The following is a 22,962-nucleotide window of genomic DNA, read 5'->3' as shown; positions in this document are numbered from 1 at the left end:
AGCGGAGATAGCCTTTCAGTCATCAGTTAAGTTTTTGGTCAAGGTGGAATCGTGATGATACTGGTGGAAGCTGTCAATCAGTTTATCCAGATGTTCCAATTGTTCACTATAATCAATAATCGTCCCAATCAACGAGAAAAGGTAATATTCGTTTTTTTGCTGATGATGTTCATAAAACGCTTCAATTAGGCGCATTCTTCCCTGATGGGTTTCCAGCGCTGTTTCTGTACGAGGATGGTATTTTATTTTTCCAATAAACTTTAGCAATATTTGTTCGTGATAATGAAGCAGACTATCCAGCTGTGAACGAATTACTTGGCGGAATTCAGTGGGCATATGGTACAGCTCATTTTCAAAGCGATGAAGAATTTTTAACGTATCAAGCGCTCGGTTCGTAGCCATCATCATTTGCCGATATAAAACGAGTTTTCTCGATTTTTGAAAACGCTTTTTTCGGGAATAGGTGCGCTCTTCTTTATACATTAAATAAAGATGTTCCAGTTTCGTAATGTTTTCTTTCATTTTTTCGATATCTTCCTTTAAAATCCGATGCTCGGACGCATGCCTTATATGGATGCGAATCCATTTTAAAATATTTTCCGTGTTTTCGGTAATTTGCTCATATAGTTTTTTTTCGTATTTTGGAGGAAGAAAAATTAAGTTGACAACAAAGGCAGCGAATATGCCGAGCATAATAGTGGAAAAACGAATGATCGCAAATTCGATAAATTGATTTTCGGTATATTCCATAATGGCGATAACGGTAACTAATGCCACCGATATCGTTGACTCAAGGCGCATTTTTAAGCAAAGAGCGATAACGATCATTAACGTAAGGCCGATAATAAACGGATCGCGACCGAACAAAAGCACGGCAATAATGGCAAATGCAGCGCCAATGATATTGGCTTGGACCTGTTCGATCAATGATAAATATGACCGATAAATCGTTGGCTGCATCGCAAAAACTGCGGAAATCCCCGCGAAAACAGGAGAAGGCAGGTGCAATAGCGTTGCCAAAAAAAGCGCTAATGTAACGGCGATTCCCGTTTTAAAAATGCGGGCACCGAGTTTCATGTATGTTCAAACCTTTCCTCCTTAGTTCTTATAAACAATTTAGTACTATACACGCTTTTATATATGATATCAAGCGAAAAATATACATTAGAATGTTTTGAATTTTTGAAGGGAAGATCATGTTGCAAAACGTATGGATGACGTTATTATGCAATAATGATGGCGGGATATTCAAGAGCTAGCAGCATGTAATTTGTCTTTTTAATGGAAAACATAACAGAAGGAGCGCATTAGATGAAAAAAAGGTATTCCGCCAATGCGGAATACCTTTGTTCATTCTGTGGAAATGGAAGGGTCGGCCTGTTCTTTCGTCGGGATGACTTGGAAGAAATGATCTTCAGGATGTTCAAGAAGCGGCTGCAACGATTGCGCTTCTTCGTGCTGGCCGTGCTCTTTCAGCAATTCGATGTATTTCGACAGCAGTTCTTGTACATCCGCTTTTCCACGTTCGCTCAATGGTTCAAGGCGTACTTGCGCCCCTTTTGCGATGCGACGTTCCAATGCTGCTTTCGTCAACCCCATTTCCGGCTGGTGACGCAAGTAAACGACCCCACCTGTCATCCCGGCGCAAATCCATGGGCCTGGGTCGCCAAGGACGAGGCCGCGCCCATTCGTCATATATTCAAAGGCGAATCCTTTAATGTTCGCGCGCGCACCGATATTTCCGCGTTCTTGTTCCGGAATCGGTGCTGTCACTTGGCCGCCGATAATCATATCTGCTCCTGACAGACGAATGCCGGCACGTGCATCGGCGTTTCCTTGCGCGATCAGCAAACCTTTTTGCGCTCCGTATCCGAAGCTTTTACCAACGGAACCGTTATAAAATTTCTTATTTTTTCCTTTTGTTTTGAAAATAAAGATGCTACCGCCCAACGCTGTCTTTCCCACACCGTCTTGTCCGCCGCCGTCAACGTGGATATGAATGCCATGCGTGTTGTAAGCGCCGAGTCCATTTCCAGGAATAGAGCCGTTTTTATAACGCAATGTGACGTCCGGCAATTTTTTGTATGATCCGTCGAGACGACCGCGCACGCGATGGCAAGAAACACGGCTACCGAGAACGCGTTGTTCCGCCGTGACGGTCATAAATTCACGGGAACGATGCAAATCTTCCGCATTGTAATAATCGAGATATTCCGCCCCGGCAGCAACGAGCAACGATGGTTCCTCTGCACTTGCAGCCGCTTCTTTTTGTGCGAGCTGCTCCACTTCAAGCACTTCGAGCAGATTGGACAAATCCATTTGGCGGAGTCCTCTTGTTTGTTCCAATAAGTCAGAGCGTCCGACGATATCCTGCAGACGAGTAAATCCAAGGGAAGCCGTTAACGCTTTTAGTTCATTTCCGAACGCTGTGAATAAGTTGATTAATCCTTGTACCGCGGCATCAAATTGCCGAGGCATAAAGCGGCGCAATCCGTGTTCTTTTGCTTGCGCTACGGATTCGATTTGGGTCGCGATTCCGACATGGCACGTATCTAAATGGCAGCCGCGGCACGTTGTACAGCCGATCGCGATCATCGAGAGCGTCCCGAAGCCGATGCGGTTGGCCCCGAGCAGCATTACTTTAAGAACATCAAGTGCGCTTTTCATGCCGCCGTCCGCCCAAATTTCCACTTTGTCTCGCAAACCGGCTTCAAGCAGGGCGTTATGGGCGGCTTTTACGCCGATTTCAACAGGAAGCCCGACATGTTGCAGCGCATGAACGCGCGCGGCTCCCGTTCCGCCGTCAAACCCGCTTAGCGTAATGATGTCCGCTCCCGCTTTGGCAATGCCGACGGCAATCGTTCCGATGTTTGGCACGACCGGCACTTTGACGGCAACTTTTGCTTTGTCGTTCGCCGTTTTCAGCTCGGCGATCATTTGCGCCAAATCCTCGATGGAATAAATGTCATGGTTATTGGATGGTGAGATTAAGTCCGAGCCGATTGTCGCGTTGCGCGCTTCGGCGATTTTCGCCGTCACTTTCGAACCAGGAAGGTGGCCGCCTTCCCCTGGCTTTGCCCCTTGCCCGATTTTAATTTCCAATAGGTTCGAAGAGTTTAAAAGCTCCGCATTCACTCCGAAACGGCCGGATGCAATCTGCTGGCCGCGCGTGCGCGGATATTTGCCAAGCATATCTTTAATTTCGCCGCCTTCACCGTTAAGGCTGACCATGTTCAAACGTTCTGCCGCTTCCGCATAAGCGCGGAACGCCACTTCGTTTTGCGAACCAAACGACATCGAGGCAATAACGAACGGCAAGCTATGTTCGCCAACGCTAATGTCGACTTTTTCTACCGGAATTTGTTTTTCCGCTTTTTTGATATCTAACAGATGACGAATCGTTATCGGCGTTTCGGTTTCGAGTTCGCTTAGCTTTTTCCGATAGTTGTCGTACGATCCTGTTTGCGCAACTTCGCCAATCGCCTTCCAAATGCGCGGGAAGAGGTGAAACGTTTTTCGCGGCTTGGCGCTTTCATTTGTGTAGTCTTCTGCGCGGGCGATCGCGTCTTGTTTCAGCGCTTCGAAATCGTATTGCAATGAATCAGAGCCAAAGAAATTGGCGATGTTTAATACATCGGCGATTTCGTCATGCAGGCCGATCGACGAGAAGAGGCGGCTATATCCGCGCAATTCGTGAATGCCAATCGTCGAAATCACTTTTTCTAATCCTTTATTGAGCGCTTTAAACAGATTGACAACAGGTGTGCTTGACTCTTCCGACGAAACGGTGGCGAACATGAGATATGGGCTAATCGCGTTTGCTCCCAATCCATAGGCGACAACCAAATCATGAAGGGAGCGGATCGCGCCGGAACGAAGCAAAACGGAACAATCGCGGCGCAAACCTTGTTTTGTTAACGATTGATCGACAGCTGATGTGATGAGCAACGGGTCAATCCATAAGTTTCCGTTTTGATGTGCTTTTGTGTCATCGATGACAAGCAAGGTTTTGCCGGAATGAACCGCCTCACAGGCTTCGTTAGAAAGACGTTGTAACGCCTGCGGGATGGTTTCTTCCGCCGTGAACGTCGCCGAGAGGATGTGCACTAATTGTTTTTCTTGAAATGAACGAACAACTTGGTCGTACGAAGGATGATGCAATTGTGGCGCACAATCGTTTCCGATTTTTCCTTCGATGAGAATCGGCGAGTTAAGCTCAATAACATACGACGCTTCTGTTTTAGATGCGAGAGATGGCCGTTTTCCAATGACGGTTCTTGTTGAAAAATGTTCCATCTCACGGTCGCGGTCAATCGCTGGATTCGTGACAACGGCGACGCTTTCTTTAATAAAGTCCGCGAGGTTTTTGCGATTCGGGTCAATCGCGGCAAGCGGCGCGTCATGGCCTAAAGAACGAATCGGTTCCACTCCTTTTTCCGCCATTTGTTCTAAAAGCTGAATGTGTTCTCTGTCCCAGCCGAACGCTGCATATTGACCGTTATGCACTTTTGCCGGCGCGAAAGCAAACACGTGATTTTCCAGTTTCGGAACATCGAGGCGCTTTCGGAAGTTCGTAATGTCAAACCGTTTCGAAAAACGGGTGTATACTTCTTCTTGGAACTGATCGTATTCCAACACTTGAATGGCGTCGCCGCTGGACCATGTTAGGCCGATTTTTTCGCCAGGCGCGAGCGGCTTTGGTTCGCCGGTATATTCACTCGCTGGAATGATTCCTGGCTCTGATGTGAAAACAAACCGTTTTTCCGTTTCCAATTTCCAAAGCGGGCGCAATCCGAGCGCGTCGACGCTGAAAACTGCTTCATCCGCATGTCGGGAAATAATCGCCGCCGGACCTTGGGCGAAATGCCCCCATGCTTCACGGATGTACGTATACAAATCTTGAAGATGCTCCGGATATGCTTTTATTTCATTCACAATCGGCGGGAATAATATATCCATCGCCTCAAATAAGCTATAACCATAGCGGCAAATAAGCGTTTCTATCGTACGGCTCAAATCTTGGGAATCGCTTCCGCCGTTTGGCAATGGAACGCCAATCATCGCTGCTTCATCGCGAAGCTTCGCAATCGTATTGATTTCGCCGTTATGCGCTAATACGCTAAACGGCTGAACACGAAAAAAGTTGGAAAGCGTATTCGTCGAGTAACGGTTATGTCCTAATGTCATTGTTGATGCGATAAAAGGATGTGCCAAGTCATGGTAATATTTTGGCAAAATATCGCCGGCTCCCATCACTTTATACACAACGTGAAAATTGCTTAAGGAGGCGACATGGACATTTTCGTCTTTCTCTATTTCAATAAGCAGCTCAAATAACCGTTTTGAAAGCTGAACATTGTCACTCGGTAGCAGGGCGACTTGCCAAAATACCGGTTCTTGCCGAAGCGCGATTGGACCTAGCGCATTGGAAGAAGTTACGCGGTCAGATTCAAAAATCAATAAAAAGCCCGATTTTTTAAACAATAGTTTGATTTGAGATTTCACATGATCGACATCGGCGGACTGATTAATGAAAAGATGACCAACGGTAAAACTTTCATCGTTTGCTATTTCCGGATTTTGTCCGGCGTTTGCGAGTTTTTCCATCCAAAGCTTTTTAGGAATATCCATGTGAATACCGACGCCGTCTCCTTCGCCGTTAATAAATCCAGCGCGGTGATTCATTTTGACAAGCGCGTCAATGCATGTCATAATGTTTTCTCGGGTTGGGATTCGGCGTTTTTCGATGGCAGCGACGATGCCGCAAGCGTCGTGTTCTGTTTGATGGAAGTTTTTAAAAAGATTAGGATTCCAACGTTGCTTCATATGTAAGTGGCGCTAAAGCGGGAAAGCTCCTGCTTTCGCCATTCACCTCCTATGTTCAATAAACATAGCAGCCATCTCTGGTCTTAATTTTCAGAATTTATAACCTATCATACCATGCTCGCATATGCAAATCAATTATTTATTCATTTTTTTGGATATCGTATTCGCCGGTGCTATAGTGTTTTTGTAAGCGTTTTCAATTATTCAACAACAATCCCAAGAGGGATTTCTCCTGGGATTGTTGCATAATTATTCGTTCGCTAATTGTCTAAATGCATTTTCCACCGCTTTGAGCGTATATTCCACATCTTCCTCGGTATGGGCAAGCGTAACAAACCATGCTTCATATTTAGAAGGAGCAAGGTTGATTCCTTGTTTTAACATGAGCTTAAAGAATTTCGCAAACATTTCGCCGTCGCTTCGTTGCGCTTGTTCGTAGTTTTCGACTTTTTCTGTGGTGAAGTAGACGGTGAATGCGCCTTTCAAACGGTTGATCGTTACAGGAATGCCGTATTTGTTTGCGTGAAGAAGTATGCCTTCTTCCAGCATCGCGCCAAGCTTATCGAGATGTTCGTACACGCCATCTTGCTTCAGCACTTCAAGGCAGGCGATGCCGGCAAGAATCGACGCTGGGTTTCCTGCCATCGTCCCTGCTTGGTATGCTGGACCGAGCGGCGCGACCTGTTCCATAATGTCTTGGCGCCCTCCGTATGCACCGATTGGGAGGCCGCCGCCGATAATTTTTCCAAGCGCGGTTAAATCCGGTTCAATTCCTAATAAGTTTTGCGCTCCGCCATACATAAAGCGGAATGCGGTAATCACTTCATCGTAAATGACGAGAGCCCCGGCTTGATGGGCGATTTCATTGATTGCTTCTAAAAAGCCCGGCTTTGGTGTGACGATGCCAAAGTTGCCGACGATCGGTTCGACAAGCACAGCAGCGACTTTGTCTCCCCATACGTCCATCGCTTGTTTGAATGACTCGACATCGTTGTATGGAACGGTGATGACTTCTTGGGCGATGCTTTTTGGCACGCCGGCGGAATCCGGGGTTCCCAACGTTGACGGGCCGGAGCCGGCAGCGACAAGGACAAGGTCGGAATGCCCGTGGTAGCAGCCGGCGAATTTGACGATTTTATCGCGGCCGGTATAGGCGCGCGCCACGCGAATCGTCGTCATCACCGCTTCTGTCCCTGAATTGACGAAACGCACTTTTTCTAAGGATGGAATCGCTTCTTTTAACATTTTCGCGAACGTAATTTCATGCGGCGTTGGCGTGCCGTAAAGAACGCCTGTTTCTGCGGCGCGCTGAATCGCTTTTGTGATGTGCGGATGAGCGTGTCCCGCAATAATCGGTCCGTACGCCGCCAAGTAGTCGATATATTTATTGCCATCGACGTCCCAAAAATAAGCGCCTTGCGCTCGTTCCATCACGACCGGCGCCCCGCCCCCGACCGCTTTATATGAGCGGGACGGGCTGTTGACGCCGCCGACAATATGCTGCAATGCTTCTTGATACAGTTGTTCGGATTTTGTGAATTTCATCGTTTAAAGCCTCCTACCATTTCGTTGCCGACTTTTATTTTAACATAATGCATAACATTTGTTTCATCGTTTCACTTCGGATAAACTATTGCCTATGTGGAGGGAATGCAACATGAATGCCATTGAAGTGGAAAACTTGCGAAAAGAATTTAAATCGTATTCGAGCCGCTCCGGTTTAGTCGGAGCGTTTCGCGATTTGTTTACAAGAAACTATAAAATTATCCGCGCTGTCAACGACATTTCGTTTACTGTAAAACAGGGGGAAATGGTTGGCTATATCGGCGAAAATGGAGCGGGAAAATCGACAACGATTAAAATGCTTACAGGGATTTTAACGCCAACATCCGGAAAAGTGATCGTCAACGGCATGAATCCGCATAAAGAGAGGGAAGCGTTTGTGCGGACGATCGGCGTTGTGTTCGGGCAGCGCTCGCAACTTTGGTGGGATATCGCCGTCCAAGAGTCGTTCCGGCTGTTGAAAAAAGTGTATCGTGTGTCGGACGAAGATTACAAAGAACATATGGATCATGTTATTGAAACGCTCGATATCGGCCCGCTGTTGGACAAGCCGGTGCGCAAGCTCTCCCTTGGACAGCGGATGCGCTGCGAACTGGCAGCGGCGCTTATTCACAACCCGCCGCTTTTATTTTTAGATGAGCCGACGATTGGTTTGGATGTGCTTGTAAAACTGAAAATCCGCCAGTTTTTAAAAGAAATTAATGAAAAATACAACACAACGATTTTATTGACGACTCACGATATTTCCGACATCGAAGCGCTATGTGAACGCGTCATTATGCTTGATGAAGGAAAAATCATTTACGATGGCTCGCTGCAAAAGCTAAAAGAAAATTGGGGGGAAGGAAAACAAATTCAATTTACGTTCGCAAACGAAATGACGTTAGACACTTTAAAGGAACTAACGGACGGTTTGCAAGTAACATGGAAAAAAGGAGAACAGGCAAACGTCTGGACAGCACACGCACCTTCCGCGCTGTTGCCGGAAGTGATCAGCCGCGTTGTCGCCCGCTATTCGATTCAAGATATGAACATTAACGAAATTTCTACAGAAGAAATTATCCGCAACATCTACGAGGAAGGTGTGGTGCATGGATAAATACATTGAGATGATCCGCATCCGTTTTTTAATGATGCTGGCGTACCGAACAAACTATTACACCGGCATTCTTATTTACGCCATTAATATCGCGGCGTACTATTTTCTTTGGTCGGCGATCTACGGCGGAAAACAGACGATGCAAGGCATGTCGATGGAGCAAATGACGACATATGTCGCCATCTCGTGGATGGCGCGGGCGTTTTATTTCAATAATATCGACCGTGAAATCGCGATGGAGATTCGCGAAGGAAAAGTGGCGACCGAACTCATCCGCCCTTACAGTTATCTCGGAATGAAAACGATGCAAGGGTTGGGGGAAGGAATTTTTCGCTTATTGTTTCTTTCGCTTCCGGGAGTGTTCCTTGTCGCTTTATTTTTGCCGCTTCGTTTTCCAACCGATGTTCATACATGGATGTTTTTCACATTGTCGATTGCCTTTAGTTTTATTATTAACTCGGAATTGAATTTGCTTGCAGGAATTGTGACATTTTTTACTCTCAACAACGAAGGTTTGCTGCGGGCAAAACGGTTCGTCATTGATCTTTTTTCCGGATTGATTTTACCAATTAACTTTTATCCGGACTGGGCGCAAGCGGTGATGAAATACTTCCCGTTTCAAGGGATCAGCTATATTCCAAGCATGATTGTGACAGAAAGCTTCCGGGGGCAAGCAATCATCGACGGACTTTTATTTCAACTCATATGGTGCGCACTGTTGCTCATCCCGATTCGGCTGTTATGGAAAGCGGCGAAAAAGCAGCTTGTCGTTCAAGGAGGGTGAGTCGTGTTTTACGTATCGGTCTTTTTTCAATATATGGCGCAATACATGAAAACAAAGTTGCAATATCGCGCCGATTTGCTTGTCGAGTTTGTTTCTGATTTGATGTCACAGGCCGCCAATCTTGTTTTTCTTCTCGTTGTGTTTGGGCATACGCCGCTATTGCACGGATGGACGCGCGATGAAATTTTGTTTATTTACGGCTTTTTCTTAGTGCCATATGCGGTGTTCGGAGCATTTTTTAACATTTGGGATTTTAATGAGCGCTATATTGTGCGCGGAGAAATGGACCGCGTGTTGACGCGTCCGGTGCACAGCCTGTTTCAAGTCGTTCTCGAGCGGATGGAGTTGGAGTCGCTTCTTGGCGGAGTCACCGGCATAATCATTATGGTGTATGCGGGTGCGCGCTTGCATCTTTCGCTGCATTGGTATGATATTTTTTTGCTTATTTTGTTCGTGCTAGGAGGAGCGCTTATTTACGCGGGAGTATTTGTATCATTGGCGACGATCAGCTTTTGGTCCGACGCTCGCACATCGATCATGCCGATGATGTACAACATCAGCAACTACGGGCGCTATCCGATTGATATTTATCATCGCGTCGTCCGCTATATTTTAACGTGGATTTTGCCGTTTGCGTTCGTCGGCGTGTATCCGGCCTCGTATTTTCTCGGCAAAAAAGAATGGCACGGATATGCGTTTTTGACTCCGGTTATGGGTGTTATCTTTTTTGCGGTTGCTGTGTGTTTGTGGAATGCGGGAGTTAAACGATATCGCGGAGCGGGGAATTAAAAAGAGGGAGATCTGGAAGGAAGTAAGGATCGCCCTCTTATTTTTTATCAAAATGAGTATATGTAGTATGTATCGCGGAGAATATAATGACAGACCTTTTTTTGTGGATTACTTGCTGTATATGATGATGAATCGGGCGTGGTGATATAACGTTAACAAAAAAGACAAATTTCTCTTATAGTTGATACTTGATAAAAAATGTGAAATAATGCACAATATAATTGTGAATAAATTCACAAATTAACTTTCTTAGAAAGGATGACAGACAACGATGATGAAACAACAAGGCGTGAACCGAGTGGCAGTTATAGGAACGGGATTTGTTGGGTCCAGCTATGCATTTGCCCTTGTGAATCAAGGAATAGCCGATGAATTAGTGCTGATTGATGTCAATAAAGAAAAGGCGAAAGGCGATGTGATGGACTTAAATCACGGAAAAGTATTTGCGCCGAAGCCGATGAATATATGGCACGGAGATTATCAAGATTGCCAAGATGCTGATTTAGTGGTGATTTGCGCAGGGGCAAACCAAAAGCCAGGAGAAACTAGATTGGATCTTGTTGACAAAAACATCAATATCTTTAAAACAATTGTCGATTCTGTTATGAAATCAGGGTTTGATGGCATTTTTCTTGTTGCAACGAATCCGGTAGATATTTTAACATATGCTACTTGGAAATTTAGCGGATTACCGAAAGAACGGGTGATCGGCTCAGGAACGATTCTTGATACAGCAAGATTCCGCTTTTTGCTAAGCGAATACTTTCAAGTGGCTCCAACTAATGTACATGCGTATATTATTGGAGAGCATGGGGATACAGAGTTGCCTGTTTGGAGCCATGCGGAAATTGGAAGCATTCCAGTTGAGCAAATATTGGCGCAGAACGATAACTATAGAAAAGAGGATTTAGACAATATCTTTGTTAATGTTCGTGATGCGGCATATCAAATCATTGAGAAAAAAGGTGCAACGTATTACGGCATTGCAATGGGGCTAGTCCGCATTACGCGTGCTATTTTGCACAATGAAAATGCCATCTTAACCGTTTCTGCTCATCTAGACGGGCAATATGGTGAACAAAACGTTTATATCGGTGTGCCTGCTGTTATTAACCGAAGCGGTATCCGCGAGGTAATGGAATTGAAGCTAAATGAAACAGAACAACAGCAATTTCATCATAGCGTCACTGTATTAAAAGACATTCTTTCCCGTTATTTTGAAGAAGCCAAGTTATAAAATACTGACTTCGAATAACAACAAGGTGAAATCATCATGTGGATACAACATTATGATCCTTTTCATAACGCATATCTTTCTGCATTCATTGCAGCGCTCCCCATTATTTTGTTTTTATTATGTTTAACGTTGTTTAAGATGAAGGGAGTAAAAGCTGCTTTTCTCACTCTTTGTTTTGGGTTAGTGACAGCTGTGTTGTTTTTTCATATGCCGATTTCAAAGGCGATCGCTGCTTCCATCTATGGAATCGCGAACGGTTTATGGCCGATAGGCTATATTGTGATCATGGCTGTCTGGCTATATAAGATTGCTGTGAAAACGGGGAAATTTGATATTATCCGCGGGAGTATTGCAAACATTTCGGAGGATCAGCGGCTTCAACTGTTGCTCATTGGTTTTAGCTTTAACGCTTTTTTAGAAGGGGCTGCAGGATTTGGCGTTCCGATTGCTATTTCTGCCGCTTTACTTGCTGAACTAGGATTTCATCCATTAAAAGCCGCTGCTCTTTGCTTAATTGCCAATGCTGCATCTGGCGCGTTTGGTGCGATTGGAATTCCGGTGATTGTCGGAGCGCAAATGGGAGATTTAACTCCGATTGAATTATCCCGTACACTCGCTTGGATTTTGCCGTTTATTACGTTTCTCATTCCATTCTTATTAGTGTTTATTTTGGATAAATGGAAAGGGATTAAAGAGACGTTGCCCGCTCTTTTAGTGGTAAGCGGAAGTTATACCATTGTACAAGCATTTACCATCATTGTGCTTGGGCCTGAATTGGCCAATATTTTAGCAGCGCTTGTCAGTATGGGGGCACTAACTATTTTCTTAAGAAAATGGCAGCCGTCGCATATATATCGAATTCACCAAGATGAAGAAGTTGCAGAGAAATCGAAATACAGCTTGAAAGAAATCATTAGTGCTTGGTCTCCGTTTTATATTTTAACGGTAATCGTTATTATATGGAGTCTGCCTGGTTTTAAAGCTCTGTTTGCTGAGGGAGGAGCGCTTCATCAAACGACGCTTTTGTTTAAAGTACCATTTTTGCATGGCGAAGTCGTAAAAACTCCTCCGGTGGCGCCGGCACAGACTGCATTAGATGCAATATTTAAGCTAGATCTTGTGTCAGCCACAGGCACGGCGATTTTATTAGCGGCGCTGTTGACAGTGATGTTCAGTAGAAACATGACGTTCGCTGAGGGAATGCAAAGTTTAAAAGAAACATGTAAAGAGCTATATATTCCTGTATTGACCATTTGTTTGATCATGGGATTTGCCAATTTAGCGAACTATGCAGGTTTATCCTCTACGATCGGTTTAGCATTAGCGAAGACAGGAGGCGCATTTCCGTTCGTTTCCCCGTTATTGGGATGGCTCGGTGTATTTATTACGGGATCTGTCGTCAGCAACAATGCTTTATTTGGCCATTTGCAAGTGGTTACAGGATCTCAAATAGGGACAAGCTCTTCGCTATTGCTTGCTGCCAATACTAGCGGGGGAGTGATGGGAAAACTCATCTCTCCGCAATCCATCGCGATTGCAACCGCTGCAGTGAAAGAAACTGGTAAAGAATCCCATTTGTTTAAAATGACGATTTATTATAGCCTGATTCTGCTGTTATTTGTAGGAATATGGACATACGTTCTTTCGGTCATTGGAATTTAGAGCATTATCTGTTATAAGTTAAGCACTGTGTATAAATAAAAAATGCGGCCTTTTTCCGATTGATGCATCGGGAAAAGGCCGCTGTAATTTACATTACTTGCTCCACCTTTTTCGTGTAAAGCGAACGAATCAAGAAATAGTAACCAAGTTGAACAACAAAAAAGATGATGATGACAAGCACGCTTGTTTTGACGACAGAACCGGACACCATGTTTTGCAGCATTTTAAAGGCAAATCCGGCATGGACGGCGGCAATGGCAAACGGAATGAAAAAGAGAATCGCTACTTGCTTCGCCGCGATTTGTTTCATTTCTTTCCATGTTAAACCTAGTTTGGATAACGCGGCATACTGCTTGCTATCCTGCTCCAAATCGTTATACAGCTTAAAATATAAAATGCTGTCGGCCGCCAAAAAGAAGAGGACACTGACGAAAAAGCCGATGAATAGCGTTAAGGAAAAAATTTTCTTCATCTCGTAAAAAAATTCAAAACGATTAGTAAAATCAACGTCGTCATCTGCTTTTAAGGAGCGGTTTAATTTCTTGATGATTGACGCTTCTTTTTCCCAATGCTGATATGATGCGCCGAAGTAGTATTGAACCGCTTCTTTCGCAGCAAAGTGACGCATTGTCGCAAAGACATGATTGGGAACGATGAGCATGTGTCCAGCGAATGCAGTAGGATTGATGACCGGCTGGTAAATCGGTTTTGTCAATGAAACGGTTATCGTTTTATCGCTATGTTGAGCGGCAAGCGTAATTTGTTTTCCTCGAATTGGCTCGTAGCCTTTATCAGGTGTAGGATGCATATACGCTGCTGTATTTGCTGGCAATGATATATGCGGCTGGCCGGCCAAATCCGCGAATCGGTTGTAATCGGTTACGCGCATAAGCACAAGATGTTGCATGGTCTGATCGTTAGGTTTCTTAGGGTTATATGCGCGGATGAAAGCGGCCTGATGACTTTTGAAAGGAACATGCTCGTCGCGTAAAGTGTTTTTTAGTATTTGCAATTTGCTTTCAAAGGCTTCCGGTTCTTTTTTTGAGATAAGCGCAATTGCGTGCGGGAACCGTGCTTCTGCTTCTGCTTTTTTGCCAAAATAAAGGCTGGCAAGCACCCCGGTGGAAGTAAAGGTCACTGCTGTTAAAATCGTCACTATGCATAAAATTCTCGCGTTATCTTTTATTTTATATGTCAGTTCAGCGGCAGCAATTAAGTTTGTGCCGCGATAATAGGAGCGTTTCCGTTTTTTATAGTATCGCAGCAGCCCAATGCTCGCTTGCGTGTATAGAAAGTACGTTCCAATAATGACGAGCAGTAAAATCGGCAGAACGCGTTTTCCCGCTTGCATGATGTTAGAGGTATAGGCTAAATAGTATCCAATCGCCAGACAGATAACCGCAAGCAGCGAAAGCAAGATCGAGTAGACAGGTGTTTTTTTCGGCTTTTTCGCCGATATTAATAAATCAATAATTTGCGAAGAGCGGATCGTGATAAGCGTCATGATCGTAATCGTCTCAAATGTCGCGAGAAACACGGTCGCGGTAGCGACGATTGCTTTCCAATGAATATAGTAAGATAGCGGCGATGGCAAGTCTAAAATAATGGAAAACATCATGAAAAAGATTTTTGTCAATAAAGCGCCAAACCCCATTCCCGTTATAATCGAAAGCAGGGCAATGATCGAATTTTCGATCACGATTAATTTATTCAGCTGACCGCGCGTAATACCGAGTAACGTCAGCAAGCCAAAATCTTTTTTGCGCAATTTTAAAAACGAGCTTGTCGAATAAAAAATGAAAAATACGGCAAAGAGAAAGACGATGACTTCAGCAGCAAAGATTCCTCTTCGCACTGATGGCCGAATCGTTCCGTTCACTACATCAGGATGGAAAATAAATGCAGCGTACATAAAAAAGACGGTAACGGCGAAAGTGCTGCTCAAAAAATAGGCGGCATATCGGTCAAAGCTGCGTCTCACATTATGAAGGGCGAACTGTCGAAATGTCATTGACGTTCCCTCCTAATAGTGAGAGCATGTCGAGAATATCTTGAAAAAACGCCTGCCGGTTATGTCCTTTGCGTATCTCAGTAAACCATTTGCCGTCTTTAATGAAAATGATGCGCTCGCAATAGCTTGCTGCAAACGGGTCGTGCGTAACCATCATGATGGAGACGTTTTGTTCCTGATGCAATGCTGTTAATGTTTCCATCACATCTTTTGAAGATTTCGAGTCGAGATTTCCAGTCGGCTCATCGGCAAAAATGAGCAGCGGTTTATGAATGATTGCCCGCGCAATTGCAGCGCGCTGCTGTTGCCCACCTGAGACTTCGTATGTCCGCTTGTCGAGAATCCCTTCGATGCCTAAAGCGGCAGCTACCGTTTGCAACCGCTGTTCCATTTCTTTAACGGGAATTTTGTCCAATGTAAGCGGAAGGATGATATTTTCCCCAATCGTTAACGTGTCTAGCAAGTTGAAGTCTTGGAACACGAAGCCAAGTTTTCGTCTGCGAAACAAAGCAAGTTCTTTTTTCGAAAGACGTGATAGATTTTTCCCCTCCACCAACACTTCTCCCGTAGTCGGCTGATCGATGGTTGCTAAAATATTAAGCAAGGTCGTTTTTCCGCTTCCGGATGGCCCCATGACGCCGACAAACTCGCCTTTTTCGATCGATAAACTGAAGTTGTCTAATGCCCGGTGTGCGACCGACTGGCTGGAACGGTATATTTTCGTAATCGAGTTTGCTTGCAGGATCGCCATAAAAAACCTCCCTTATTGTTTCTACTGTCGATTATACGAAGGGAGATCGCGTGAACATATCGATTTTCCTTACAAAGCCTGCTTGTTTTCTTACATTTTTGTCACATTGGAAAAAGTGATTGTGACGGTGGTGCCTTTTCCTTCTTCAGAGGAAATGGCAATTCCGTGGCCAAGATGGTCAACAATTTGTTTGACAAGGTATAACCCCATTCCAGTGGATTCGCGAAATCTGCGCCCATTCATACCGGTGAAAAAAGGTTCAAATACGCGTCCGATATCTTGCTTTGGAATACCGACTCCAAAATCTTGAACGGACAAAAATACTTCGTTTTCGCGCCAAACAGCAGAAAGCACGATTTGGCTGCTGATGTCTTTCGAATATTTGATGGCATTGGTGACGATTTGGCTAAGAGCGAACTGAAACCATTTTGGGTCCGTTTCTACGAAAATCGTTTCCGGAATTTCGACGATGGGGTGAATGCGATTGCGAATAAACGAGCGTTTGTAATGTTGAATGACATGATTGACCATTGTTTTTAGCGGCAGCCGCTTTACGTGAAAATCATGGGAAAAACGTTTTATTCGTTCTGAATACAGAGCCAGCTCCAATCCATGCTGCAGTCGTTCGAGTTCTTCACGCATGCTATTCACAAACTCCCAGTCGGATTGGTCTTGAATGTCAAAGTTTTGCAAAAGCAAATCCATGACAGAAACGGGTGTTTTCATCTGATGGACCCATTGGTTCATAAATAATGATGCATCGTCCATTTCTTTATGTAATGTTTGTATTTCTTGTATGTAATAACGATATTGCGAGCGGAGAAGTTTTTGAAAAGCAAGCAGTAACGGAGACCCGCTAAAAGGATGTGTGCTCATGTCTAACTGCCGCAAGTCGGACGATAAAAACCGATATGCATGGGATTGCCGCCAATAGCGCCATGCTAAAAATATCATGATGCACACAAAGCTAATGACGAAAAGATACGCAAACATGCCAAAAGACGGACGAAAAGATTGTTCGAGCATATATAAATACACAATCGATAGCAAAAGTACAGCGTGAAGGAGATGAAAGATGGTCAGCGGGATATGCTCACGCAAAAACAATTTCATTGTGAATCCCTCCATGTTTCCGCTAATTTATAACCGACTCCGCGAACCGTTTCAATTGCCTGTTCGATTCCGATTTGCTGCAGTTTTTTGCGAACGCGTGTAATATTGACGGATAATGTATTGTCGTCGACAAATTCGGTATCATCCCATAATGACTCGAGCAGTTCTTCACGAGATACAATTTTTCCGGATTTTTTTGCCAAACGTTCTAATAAAGTAAACTCCTTTTTTGTTAACTCGATCGTTTTCTCTTTCCATTGCACGGCATGTCGATCATATAACAAGTACAATCCCGAAACCTCATATACGTGGGGCTCTGCAGGAGCGGCATAAGAACCGTATGTCCGCCGCATTAAACTTTTGATTTTTGCCATGACCAGATCAAAATGAAACGGCTTTGTAATGTAATCATCTCCACCGTTTTCGATGGCCATAATTTGGTTCATTTCGTGGCTGCGCGCGGAGATGAAAATAATAGGGCAGAGGGAAATCGTGCGGATTTGCCGGCACCAATAAAAACCGTCGAATCGAGGGAGATTAATGTCGAGCAGTACAAGATGAGGCCGGTACTTTATAAATTCTTTTTTTATATCGTCAAACTGTTCCGCAATATGTGCACGGTATTCATATTTCTCGATATGCTCCTTAAGCATCGAGGCGATTTTTGCATCATCTTCGACAATTAAAATCGTATGCATTGGTTTCTCCCTTTCCGTCGTTTTTCTTTCCATAAGTTTTATTATACCGAATCAACTGATAGATGAATAATCGACTTTTTGCCTTCGTATATATGGTTATGGACAAGTACGAGGTGAGAGGAATGGAATACGCGTTTGTAGGAATTGTCACGGCGGTGTTAATTGGAAGCATTACGTCTATTTGGACGACAAGAGGAAAAGTAACTCGGCATATTTCCTTGGAAAATTTATTTATCCTTATTCAATGGTATATCACGATGATGCTAGGTTTTGGACTCATATATATGGTGCTGCAAATGAATGGGCATAACGTATTTATCCCGTCTGCCGATGGAACGGCAAACGGATGTTTTTCTATACTTCAAGACAGCCTTTATTTAAGCGGGATGACGTTGCTATCGGTTGGATATGGGGATGTTGCTCCGATAGGGATTGGAAGATGGATTGCCATTACGGAAGCTTTGCTAGGTTATATTATGCCTGCTGTGCTTGTAGCCCGTACGATGATGGATCGTGATGATGTTAATCGTTGCAATTGATTGCTCCTTTCGCTACTCTAAAAGCGAAAGAACAATACATTGGAGGGAAGAGAGATGTCACTGCAAGTCGGACAACCAGCGCCGGACTTTACATTGCCGGCAAGCAACGGCGAAATGGTTTCCCTTTCTGATTTTCACGGGAAACATGTTGTATTGTATTTTTATCCGAAAGATATGACGCCGGGATGCACGACGGAAGCGTGCGATTTTCGCGATCGTTATGAAAAGTTTGCAGAAAGTGATACAATTATTTTAGGAGTAAGTACGGATCCTGTAGAGCGGCACAGAAAATTCATTGAAAAATATCAACTTCCATTTTTATTGCTTTCCGATGAAGAACATAAAGTGGCGGAAATGTACGGTGTTTGGAAACTAAAGAAAAATTTCGGAAAAGAGTATATGGGAGTTGAGCGCTCGACGTTTGTGATTGACCGGGACGGAAGATTAGTGAAAGAATGGAGGGGAGTTAAAGTAAAGGGGCATGTAGAAGAGGCGTTAAAATACATTTTAGAAAATTTAACGTAATTTTCCTATATATAGGTAAAAGTCCATACAAAAAATTTGGCAACGCGTATGCTGAATAGTAGCCTCCTCAAATGAATAATGCAATGAATGGTGCGGAACGAGCTTCCGCGCATTTTTTATGTTAAAAAGATGTGGCGATTTCATATATTAATGATACGAATATTGACAAATAGCATAAAATACTTGTAGACTAATTATAAAAATTATAAAATAATAATTCTTTTTATTTTTTTAAGGAAGAGAGGTGCATGACGGTGTCTGACAATCAACAGTTAAAAGAAGCGCTTGATACATTAAAACAGACGGGAATACGCATTACTCCGCAACGTCATGCGATATTGGAATATTTAATTAACTCGATGTCACACCCGACAGCAGATGAAATATATAAAGCGCTGGAAGGAAAATTTCCAAACATGAGCGTAGCGACCGTCTATAATAATTTGCGCGTTTTTAAAGAGGTCGGATTAGTGAAAGAGTTAACATACGGTGATGCATCAAGCCGCTTTGATTTCGTTACATCCGATCATTACCACGTTATTTGTGAACAATGTGGCAAGATTGTCGATTTTCACTACCCGGGCTTAGATGAGGTAGAAGAACTTGCTGCACATGTAACGGGATTCAAAGTGGATCATCATCGTATGGAAATTTATGGGACTTGTCCCGATTGTCAAGAGAGAGCACGCCAACAACATTAAAAAGCTGATAGCGGGGAAGTTGCTATCAGCTTTTTCTTTTTTTTCGGTTATATTTTTCGTCAAACTCTTTCCCTTCTAACTCCGGATCTAATGTCAACGGCTCATTACAAAACATGCATAAATCTACCCTGCCAAGCATTTTCGTCACTTTGCCGCAAGATGGGCATACGACTTGCACTGCCCTTGTTGATAATGTTCCAATCCAAAAATAAACAACAGCGCTTGCGATGATGAAAAGAAGGCCTAAAATCATAAACAATGTCATAATGAAAGGAGATGTACGGAAAAACACTCCTATATACATAACGATAACGCCAATAAAAATTAGGCTTAAGGCAAATGTGCGAATTTTGTTGATTTTGCTCGAATATTTAATGCCCATTATTTTTCCCTCCTATTACCACTATATCATAAAGTGAAGAAGTAACGTTAGCTTTATAATGCTATCTTCGAGAGGCATGGAAACGACAAAGAGGATTTTTTTGTTTTTTGTCGAATAACGAATGGCAACATGAAGGAGATGGAGGAAATCATATATGGAAGGTTTAATTCGTCCCATCTACCAGCAATGGGCTAGCCGTCGTAATACATTAGGCATTTTACTGATTGAAAAAAAAGCGAACAATTCGGCTGTGACAGACACATTCCATTTTGTTTTATTGGTAGTTGCCGCTGATATGAACCCACCTATATTTATAAAACATTATGCATCAGGAGAAGAAAAAGCGGCGTTATATGTGGTCGATGAAACAAAGTTAAACGAATGGCTGCTTCTTGGCAATCATCGAAAAGCCATTGATTGGATATTTAATGGAAAGGTTTTATTTGACCGTAATGAATATATACATCAACTTCGCAATCGTATGGCGGAATTCCCAAAAGAGATGCGGCAGTTAAAAATGGGGTTGGAATTTGCAAAATTAGTGCGTAGATATATGGACGGGAAAGCGTTTTTTGAAGCAAACCAATTGTTAGATGCGTATCATCATGTCATTCATGCGCTGCATCATCTCGCGCGATTAGCCGTCATTGAACAAGGATTTTATCCTGAGGTGACCGTCTGGAATCAAGTGAAGCAAATTGATGGGCAAATTTATAAGCTATATGAGGAACTTGTTAGCAGCGAAGAGCCTTTGCCGAAACGGCTAGAACTTTTATTTTTGGCAAGTGAGTTTTTAATTCATTCTCGGATTCCATCAGGGGCTGCTCATTTGTGCAACGTTTTAAGGGAAAAAGAAGGAGCGTGGAGCATAGCTGAAATGGTGCAACATCCAAAGCTTGCATCGTATTCGGTAGACCTTATCATAATGTTGGAATATTTAGTAGAGAAAAAAATTTTGCATGTGAAGGAAGAGACAACAAAAAGCCCCCGCATCTATCATCGTTACTATTCATTGAAAAATGGAGGACAGTAGTAGCATTTTTTGTTGCGGCTGTGTCTGTAAATTTATTTTTATCTGTATGTCGGGGCTGTGTGTTCATTTTTAGGAAATATGTCAGCCCTGTTTTTATGTGGAAATGAAGATTGAAATTTTTATTTTCATAAGAAAAATGTTATTGACTTGTTAAAAAAGAGATGATATATTATGAAACGTCGCCGCAACCAAGGGAGTTGCGGAATGATGTGGGTGAAAAAATGCTTGACAATGAAAAATATAAATGATAGTATAAAGAAGTCGCTTTAAAAAAGAATGTTCCTTGAAAACTGAACAAAACGAAGCGTCCACATAGAAAAGCGAAGGCGACTGATTAGCCCTGACAGGCGCTGGAGGGCTCGCGAGGAGGCGGTTGCCGCCACAGCGAGACCGAAGCGTCCCGAGGGGCTAGGAGCCGGAGCTAGACAATAAGAAAAGCGAAGGCGACTGGCATCTTTTGGTGTCGGAGCCGAAGCTGAAGATAAGCCAATCCATTTTCTATGGAGAGTTTGATCCTGGCTCAGGACGAACGCTGGCGGCGTGCCTAATACATGCAAGTCGAGCGGACCGGGCGGAAGCTTGCTTCCGCTTGGTTAGCGGCGGACGGGTGAGTAACACGTGGGTAACCTGCCCGTAAGACCGGGATAACTCCGGGAAACCGGAGCTAATACCGGATAACACCGAAGACCGCATGGTCTTTGGTTGAAAGGCGGCTTCGGCTGCCACTTGCGGATGGGCCCGCGGCGCATTAGCTAGTTGGTGAGGTAACGGCTCACCAAGGCGACGATGCGTAGCCGGCCTGAGAGGGTGACCGGCCACACTGGGACTGAGACACGGCCCAGACTCCTACGGGAGGCAGCAGTAGGGAATCTTCCGCAATGGACGAAAGTCTGACGGAGCGACGCCGCGTGAGCGAAGAAGGTCTTCGGATCGTAAAGCTCTGTTGTTAGGGAAGAAGAAGTGCCGTTCGAACAGGGCGGCACGGTGACGGTACCTAACGAGAAAGCCCCGGCTAACTACGTGCCAGCAGCCGCGGTAATACGTAGGGGGCGAGCGTTGTCCGGAATTATTGGGCGTAAAGCGCGCGCAGGCGGTCCCTTAAGTCTGATGTGAAAGCCCACGGCTTAACCGTGGAGGGTCATTGGAAACTGGGGGACTTGAGTGCAGAAGAGGAGAGCGGAATTCCACGTGTAGCGGTGAAATGCGTAGAGATGTGGAGGAACACCAGTGGCGAAGGCGGCTCTCTGGTCTGTAACTGACGCTGAGGCGCGAAAGCGTGGGGAGCAAACAGGATTAGATACCCTGGTAGTCCACGCCGTAAACGATGAGTGCTAAGTGTTAGAGGGGTTACCCCTTTAGTGCTGTAGCTAACGCGTTAAGCACTCCGCCTGGGGAGTACGGCCGCAAGGCTGAAACTCAAAGGAATTGACGGGGGCCCGCACAAGCGGTGGAGCATGTGGTTTAATTCGAAGCAACGCGAAGAACCTTACCAGGTCTTGACATCCCCTGACAACCCTGGAGACAGGGCGTTCCTCCCTTCGGGAGGACAGGGTGACAGGTGGTGCATGGTTGTCGTCAGCTCGTGTCGTGAGATGTTGGGTTAAGTCCCGCAACGAGCGCAACCCTCGCCCCTAGTTGCCAGCATTCAGTTGGGCACTCTAGGGGGACTGCCGGTGACAAACCGGAGGAAGGTGGGGATGACGTCAAATCATCATGCCCCTTATGACCTGGGCTACACACGTGCTACAATGGGCGGTACAAAGGGCTGCGAACCCGCGAGGGGGAGCGAATCCCAAAAAGCCGCTCTCAGTTCGGATTGCAGGCTGCAACTCGCCTGCATGAAGCCGGAATCGCTAGTAATCGCGGATCAGCATGCCGCGGTGAATACGTTCCCGGGCCTTGTACACACCGCCCGTCACACCACGAGAGCTTGCAACACCCGAAGTCGGTGAGGTAACCCGCAAGGGAGCCAGCCGCCGAAGGTGGGGCAAGTGATTGGGGTGAAGTCGTAACAAGGTAGCCGTACCGGAAGGTGCGGCTGGATCACCTCCTTTCTAAGGACATCATCGTGAAAATAAAGTGGACGCGGAGTTTTGTTCAGTTTTGAAGGAACATTGGTTGTTCCTTCAAATGCTTTGCGCCTGCGTCTATGAACGGATGCAGGACAAATCAATTGGTTCCTTGAAAACTAGATAACCGAAAGGAAGAAGCCGGGAAGCGAAGGCGGCGAAGATAAAGCCGGGTTTCGC

The 22,962-nt window shown here is 44.7% G+C and carries 17 protein-coding genes and 1 rRNA gene; 10 read left to right on the top strand and 8 right to left on the bottom strand.

Going from position 1 to position 22,962, the window contains the following annotated elements:
* Nucleotides 1-15: 15 nt before the first annotated feature.
* The 3 genes from MWM02_RS16550 to MWM02_RS16540 form a co-directional block, all read right to left on the bottom strand.
* Complete coding sequence (locus MWM02_RS16550) at nt 16-1,077, bottom strand: FUSC family protein (protein ID WP_064550601.1); 1,062 nt, start codon at nt 1,075-1,077, stop codon at nt 16-18.
* Nucleotides 1,078-1,350: 273 nt separating this feature from the next.
* Nucleotides 1,351-5,826 carry a glutamate synthase-related protein gene (locus tag MWM02_RS16545; protein ID WP_244402464.1) on the bottom strand — a complete coding sequence of 1,492 codons (4,476 nt, stop codon included), beginning with the start codon at nt 5,824-5,826 and terminating at the stop codon, nt 1,351-1,353.
* Nucleotides 5,827-6,075: 249 nt separating this feature from the next.
* Nucleotides 6,076-7,371 carry a glutamate-1-semialdehyde 2,1-aminomutase gene (locus tag MWM02_RS16540; RefSeq protein ID WP_064550603.1) on the bottom strand — a complete coding sequence of 432 codons (1,296 nt, stop codon included), beginning with the start codon at nt 7,369-7,371 and terminating at the stop codon, nt 6,076-6,078.
* Between the two features lie 112 nt (nt 7,372-7,483).
* Between MWM02_RS16540 and MWM02_RS16535 the strand changes: the two genes are divergently transcribed.
* From MWM02_RS16535 to MWM02_RS16515, 5 genes are all read left to right on the top strand, one after another.
* On the top strand, nt 7,484-8,488 hold the full coding sequence (locus tag MWM02_RS16535) for an ABC transporter ATP-binding protein (RefSeq protein ID WP_064550604.1): 1,005 nt from the start codon (nt 7,484-7,486) through the stop codon (nt 8,486-8,488).
* Complete coding sequence (locus MWM02_RS16530; RefSeq protein ID WP_064550605.1) at nt 8,481-9,272, top strand: ABC transporter permease; 792 nt, start codon at nt 8,481-8,483, stop codon at nt 9,270-9,272. Before MWM02_RS16535 ends, MWM02_RS16530 begins: the two co-directional genes overlap by 8 nt.
* A 3-nt stretch (nt 9,273-9,275) precedes the next feature.
* On the top strand, nt 9,276-10,061 hold the full coding sequence (locus tag MWM02_RS16525) for an ABC transporter permease (protein ID WP_244402463.1): 786 nt from the start codon (nt 9,276-9,278) through the stop codon (nt 10,059-10,061).
* A gap of 274 nt (nt 10,062-10,335) precedes the next feature.
* Complete coding sequence (locus tag MWM02_RS16520) at nt 10,336-11,298, top strand: L-lactate dehydrogenase (protein ID WP_064550621.1); 963 nt, start codon at nt 10,336-10,338, stop codon at nt 11,296-11,298.
* A gap of 36 nt (nt 11,299-11,334) precedes the next feature.
* Entirely contained in the window at nt 11,335-12,960 is a 1,626-nt protein-coding gene (locus tag MWM02_RS16515; protein WP_064550607.1) for an L-lactate permease, read from the top strand.
* Between the two features lie 88 nt (nt 12,961-13,048).
* Here MWM02_RS16515 and MWM02_RS16510 read toward each other — a convergent pair whose 3' ends face one another.
* The 4 genes from MWM02_RS16510 to MWM02_RS16495 form a co-directional block, all read right to left on the bottom strand.
* Nucleotides 13,049-14,971 carry an FtsX-like permease family protein gene (locus tag MWM02_RS16510; RefSeq protein WP_244402462.1) on the bottom strand — a complete coding sequence of 641 codons (1,923 nt, stop codon included), beginning with the start codon at nt 14,969-14,971 and terminating at the stop codon, nt 13,049-13,051.
* A complete protein-coding gene (locus MWM02_RS16505; protein ID WP_244402461.1) occupies nt 14,943-15,722 on the bottom strand; it encodes an ABC transporter ATP-binding protein in 780 nt (259 codons plus the stop codon). The genes MWM02_RS16510 and MWM02_RS16505 overlap by 29 nt, the downstream gene beginning before the upstream one ends.
* A gap of 90 nt (nt 15,723-15,812) precedes the next feature.
* On the bottom strand, nt 15,813-16,835 hold the full coding sequence (locus MWM02_RS16500; protein WP_244402460.1) for a sensor histidine kinase: 1,023 nt from the start codon (nt 16,833-16,835) through the stop codon (nt 15,813-15,815).
* Nucleotides 16,832-17,533 carry a response regulator transcription factor gene (locus MWM02_RS16495; protein WP_064550611.1) on the bottom strand — a complete coding sequence of 234 codons (702 nt, stop codon included), beginning with the start codon at nt 17,531-17,533 and terminating at the stop codon, nt 16,832-16,834. The genes MWM02_RS16500 and MWM02_RS16495 overlap by 4 nt, the downstream gene beginning before the upstream one ends.
* A 122-nt stretch (nt 17,534-17,655) precedes the next feature.
* On the opposite strand from MWM02_RS16495, the gene MWM02_RS16490 reads away from it, so the two are divergent.
* The 3 genes from MWM02_RS16490 to perR all read left to right on the top strand — a co-directional run bounded on the left by MWM02_RS16490 (nt 17,656) and on the right by perR (nt 19,298).
* Entirely contained in the window at nt 17,656-18,072 is a 417-nt protein-coding gene (locus MWM02_RS16490; protein WP_064550612.1) for an ion channel, read from the top strand.
* A 54-nt stretch (nt 18,073-18,126) separates the two neighbouring features.
* Nucleotides 18,127-18,597, top strand: coding sequence for a thioredoxin-dependent thiol peroxidase (gene bcp / locus MWM02_RS16485; RefSeq protein ID WP_064550613.1), 471 nt, complete (start codon nt 18,127-18,129; stop codon nt 18,595-18,597).
* A gap of 248 nt (nt 18,598-18,845) precedes the next feature.
* Nucleotides 18,846-19,298: a peroxide-responsive transcriptional repressor PerR gene (gene perR / locus MWM02_RS16480; protein WP_244402459.1), complete on the top strand. Its 453-nt coding sequence runs from the start codon at nt 18,846-18,848 to the stop codon at nt 19,296-19,298.
* 25 nt (nt 19,299-19,323) lie between these two features.
* On the opposite strand, the gene MWM02_RS16475 is transcribed toward perR, so the two are convergent.
* Nucleotides 19,324-19,680 (bottom strand): YgzB family protein, encoded by a 357-nt coding sequence (locus tag MWM02_RS16475; protein ID WP_064550615.1) that lies wholly within the window; start codon nt 19,678-19,680, stop codon nt 19,324-19,326.
* Between the two features lie 154 nt (nt 19,681-19,834).
* Between MWM02_RS16475 and MWM02_RS16470 the strand changes: the two genes are divergently transcribed.
* Both MWM02_RS16470 and MWM02_RS16465 read left to right on the top strand, forming a co-directional pair.
* Entirely contained in the window at nt 19,835-20,713 is an 879-nt protein-coding gene (locus MWM02_RS16470; RefSeq protein ID WP_064550616.1) for a nucleotidyltransferase-like protein, read from the top strand.
* Between the two features lie 497 nt (nt 20,714-21,210).
* A 16S ribosomal RNA gene (locus MWM02_RS16465) occupies nt 21,211-22,767 on the top strand.
* The last annotated feature ends 195 nt before the right edge of the window (nt 22,768-22,962 follow it).

Origin of the sequence: Parageobacillus sp. KH3-4 (genome assembly GCF_022846435.1) — a bacterium.
Classification (GTDB): Bacteria; Bacillota; Bacilli; order Bacillales; family Anoxybacillaceae; genus Parageobacillus; species Parageobacillus thermoglucosidasius_A.
This window is presented reverse-complemented; position numbering and strand designations above follow the sequence as displayed.

Bases quoted from the DNA above. Each gene is read 5' to 3' on its own strand.
- MWM02_RS16545 (WP_244402464.1), bottom strand. From the start codon at position 5,826: ATGAAGCAACGTTGGAATCCTAATCTTTTTAAAAACTTCCATCAAACA.
- MWM02_RS16550 (WP_064550601.1), bottom strand. From the start codon at position 1,077: ATGAAACTCGGTGCCCGCATTTTTAAAACGGGAATCGCCGTTACATTA.
- MWM02_RS16495 (WP_064550611.1), bottom strand. From the start codon at position 17,533: ATGCATACGATTTTAATTGTCGAAGATGATGCAAAAATCGCCTCGATG.
- MWM02_RS16535 (WP_064550604.1), top strand. From the start codon at position 7,484: ATGAATGCCATTGAAGTGGAAAACTTGCGAAAAGAATTTAAATCGTAT.
- MWM02_RS16490 (WP_064550612.1), top strand. From the start codon at position 17,656: ATGGAATACGCGTTTGTAGGAATTGTCACGGCGGTGTTAATTGGAAGC.
- MWM02_RS16510 (WP_244402462.1), bottom strand. From the start codon at position 14,971: ATGACATTTCGACAGTTCGCCCTTCATAATGTGAGACGCAGCTTTGAC.
- MWM02_RS16530 (WP_064550605.1), top strand. From the start codon at position 8,481: ATGGATAAATACATTGAGATGATCCGCATCCGTTTTTTAATGATGCTG.
- MWM02_RS16505 (WP_244402461.1), bottom strand. From the start codon at position 15,722: ATGGCGATCCTGCAAGCAAACTCGATTACGAAAATATACCGTTCCAGC.
- MWM02_RS16475 (WP_064550615.1), bottom strand. From the start codon at position 19,680: ATGGGCATTAAATATTCGAGCAAAATCAACAAAATTCGCACATTTGCC.
- perR (WP_244402459.1), top strand. From the start codon at position 18,846: ATGACGGTGTCTGACAATCAACAGTTAAAAGAAGCGCTTGATACATTA.
- bcp (WP_064550613.1), top strand. From the start codon at position 18,127: ATGTCACTGCAAGTCGGACAACCAGCGCCGGACTTTACATTGCCGGCA.
- MWM02_RS16470 (WP_064550616.1), top strand. From the start codon at position 19,835: ATGGAAGGTTTAATTCGTCCCATCTACCAGCAATGGGCTAGCCGTCGT.
- MWM02_RS16540 (WP_064550603.1), bottom strand. From the start codon at position 7,371: ATGAAATTCACAAAATCCGAACAACTGTATCAAGAAGCATTGCAGCAT.
- MWM02_RS16520 (WP_064550621.1), top strand. From the start codon at position 10,336: ATGAAACAACAAGGCGTGAACCGAGTGGCAGTTATAGGAACGGGATTT.
- MWM02_RS16500 (WP_244402460.1), bottom strand. From the start codon at position 16,835: ATGAAATTGTTTTTGCGTGAGCATATCCCGCTGACCATCTTTCATCTC.
- MWM02_RS16515 (WP_064550607.1), top strand. From the start codon at position 11,335: ATGTGGATACAACATTATGATCCTTTTCATAACGCATATCTTTCTGCA.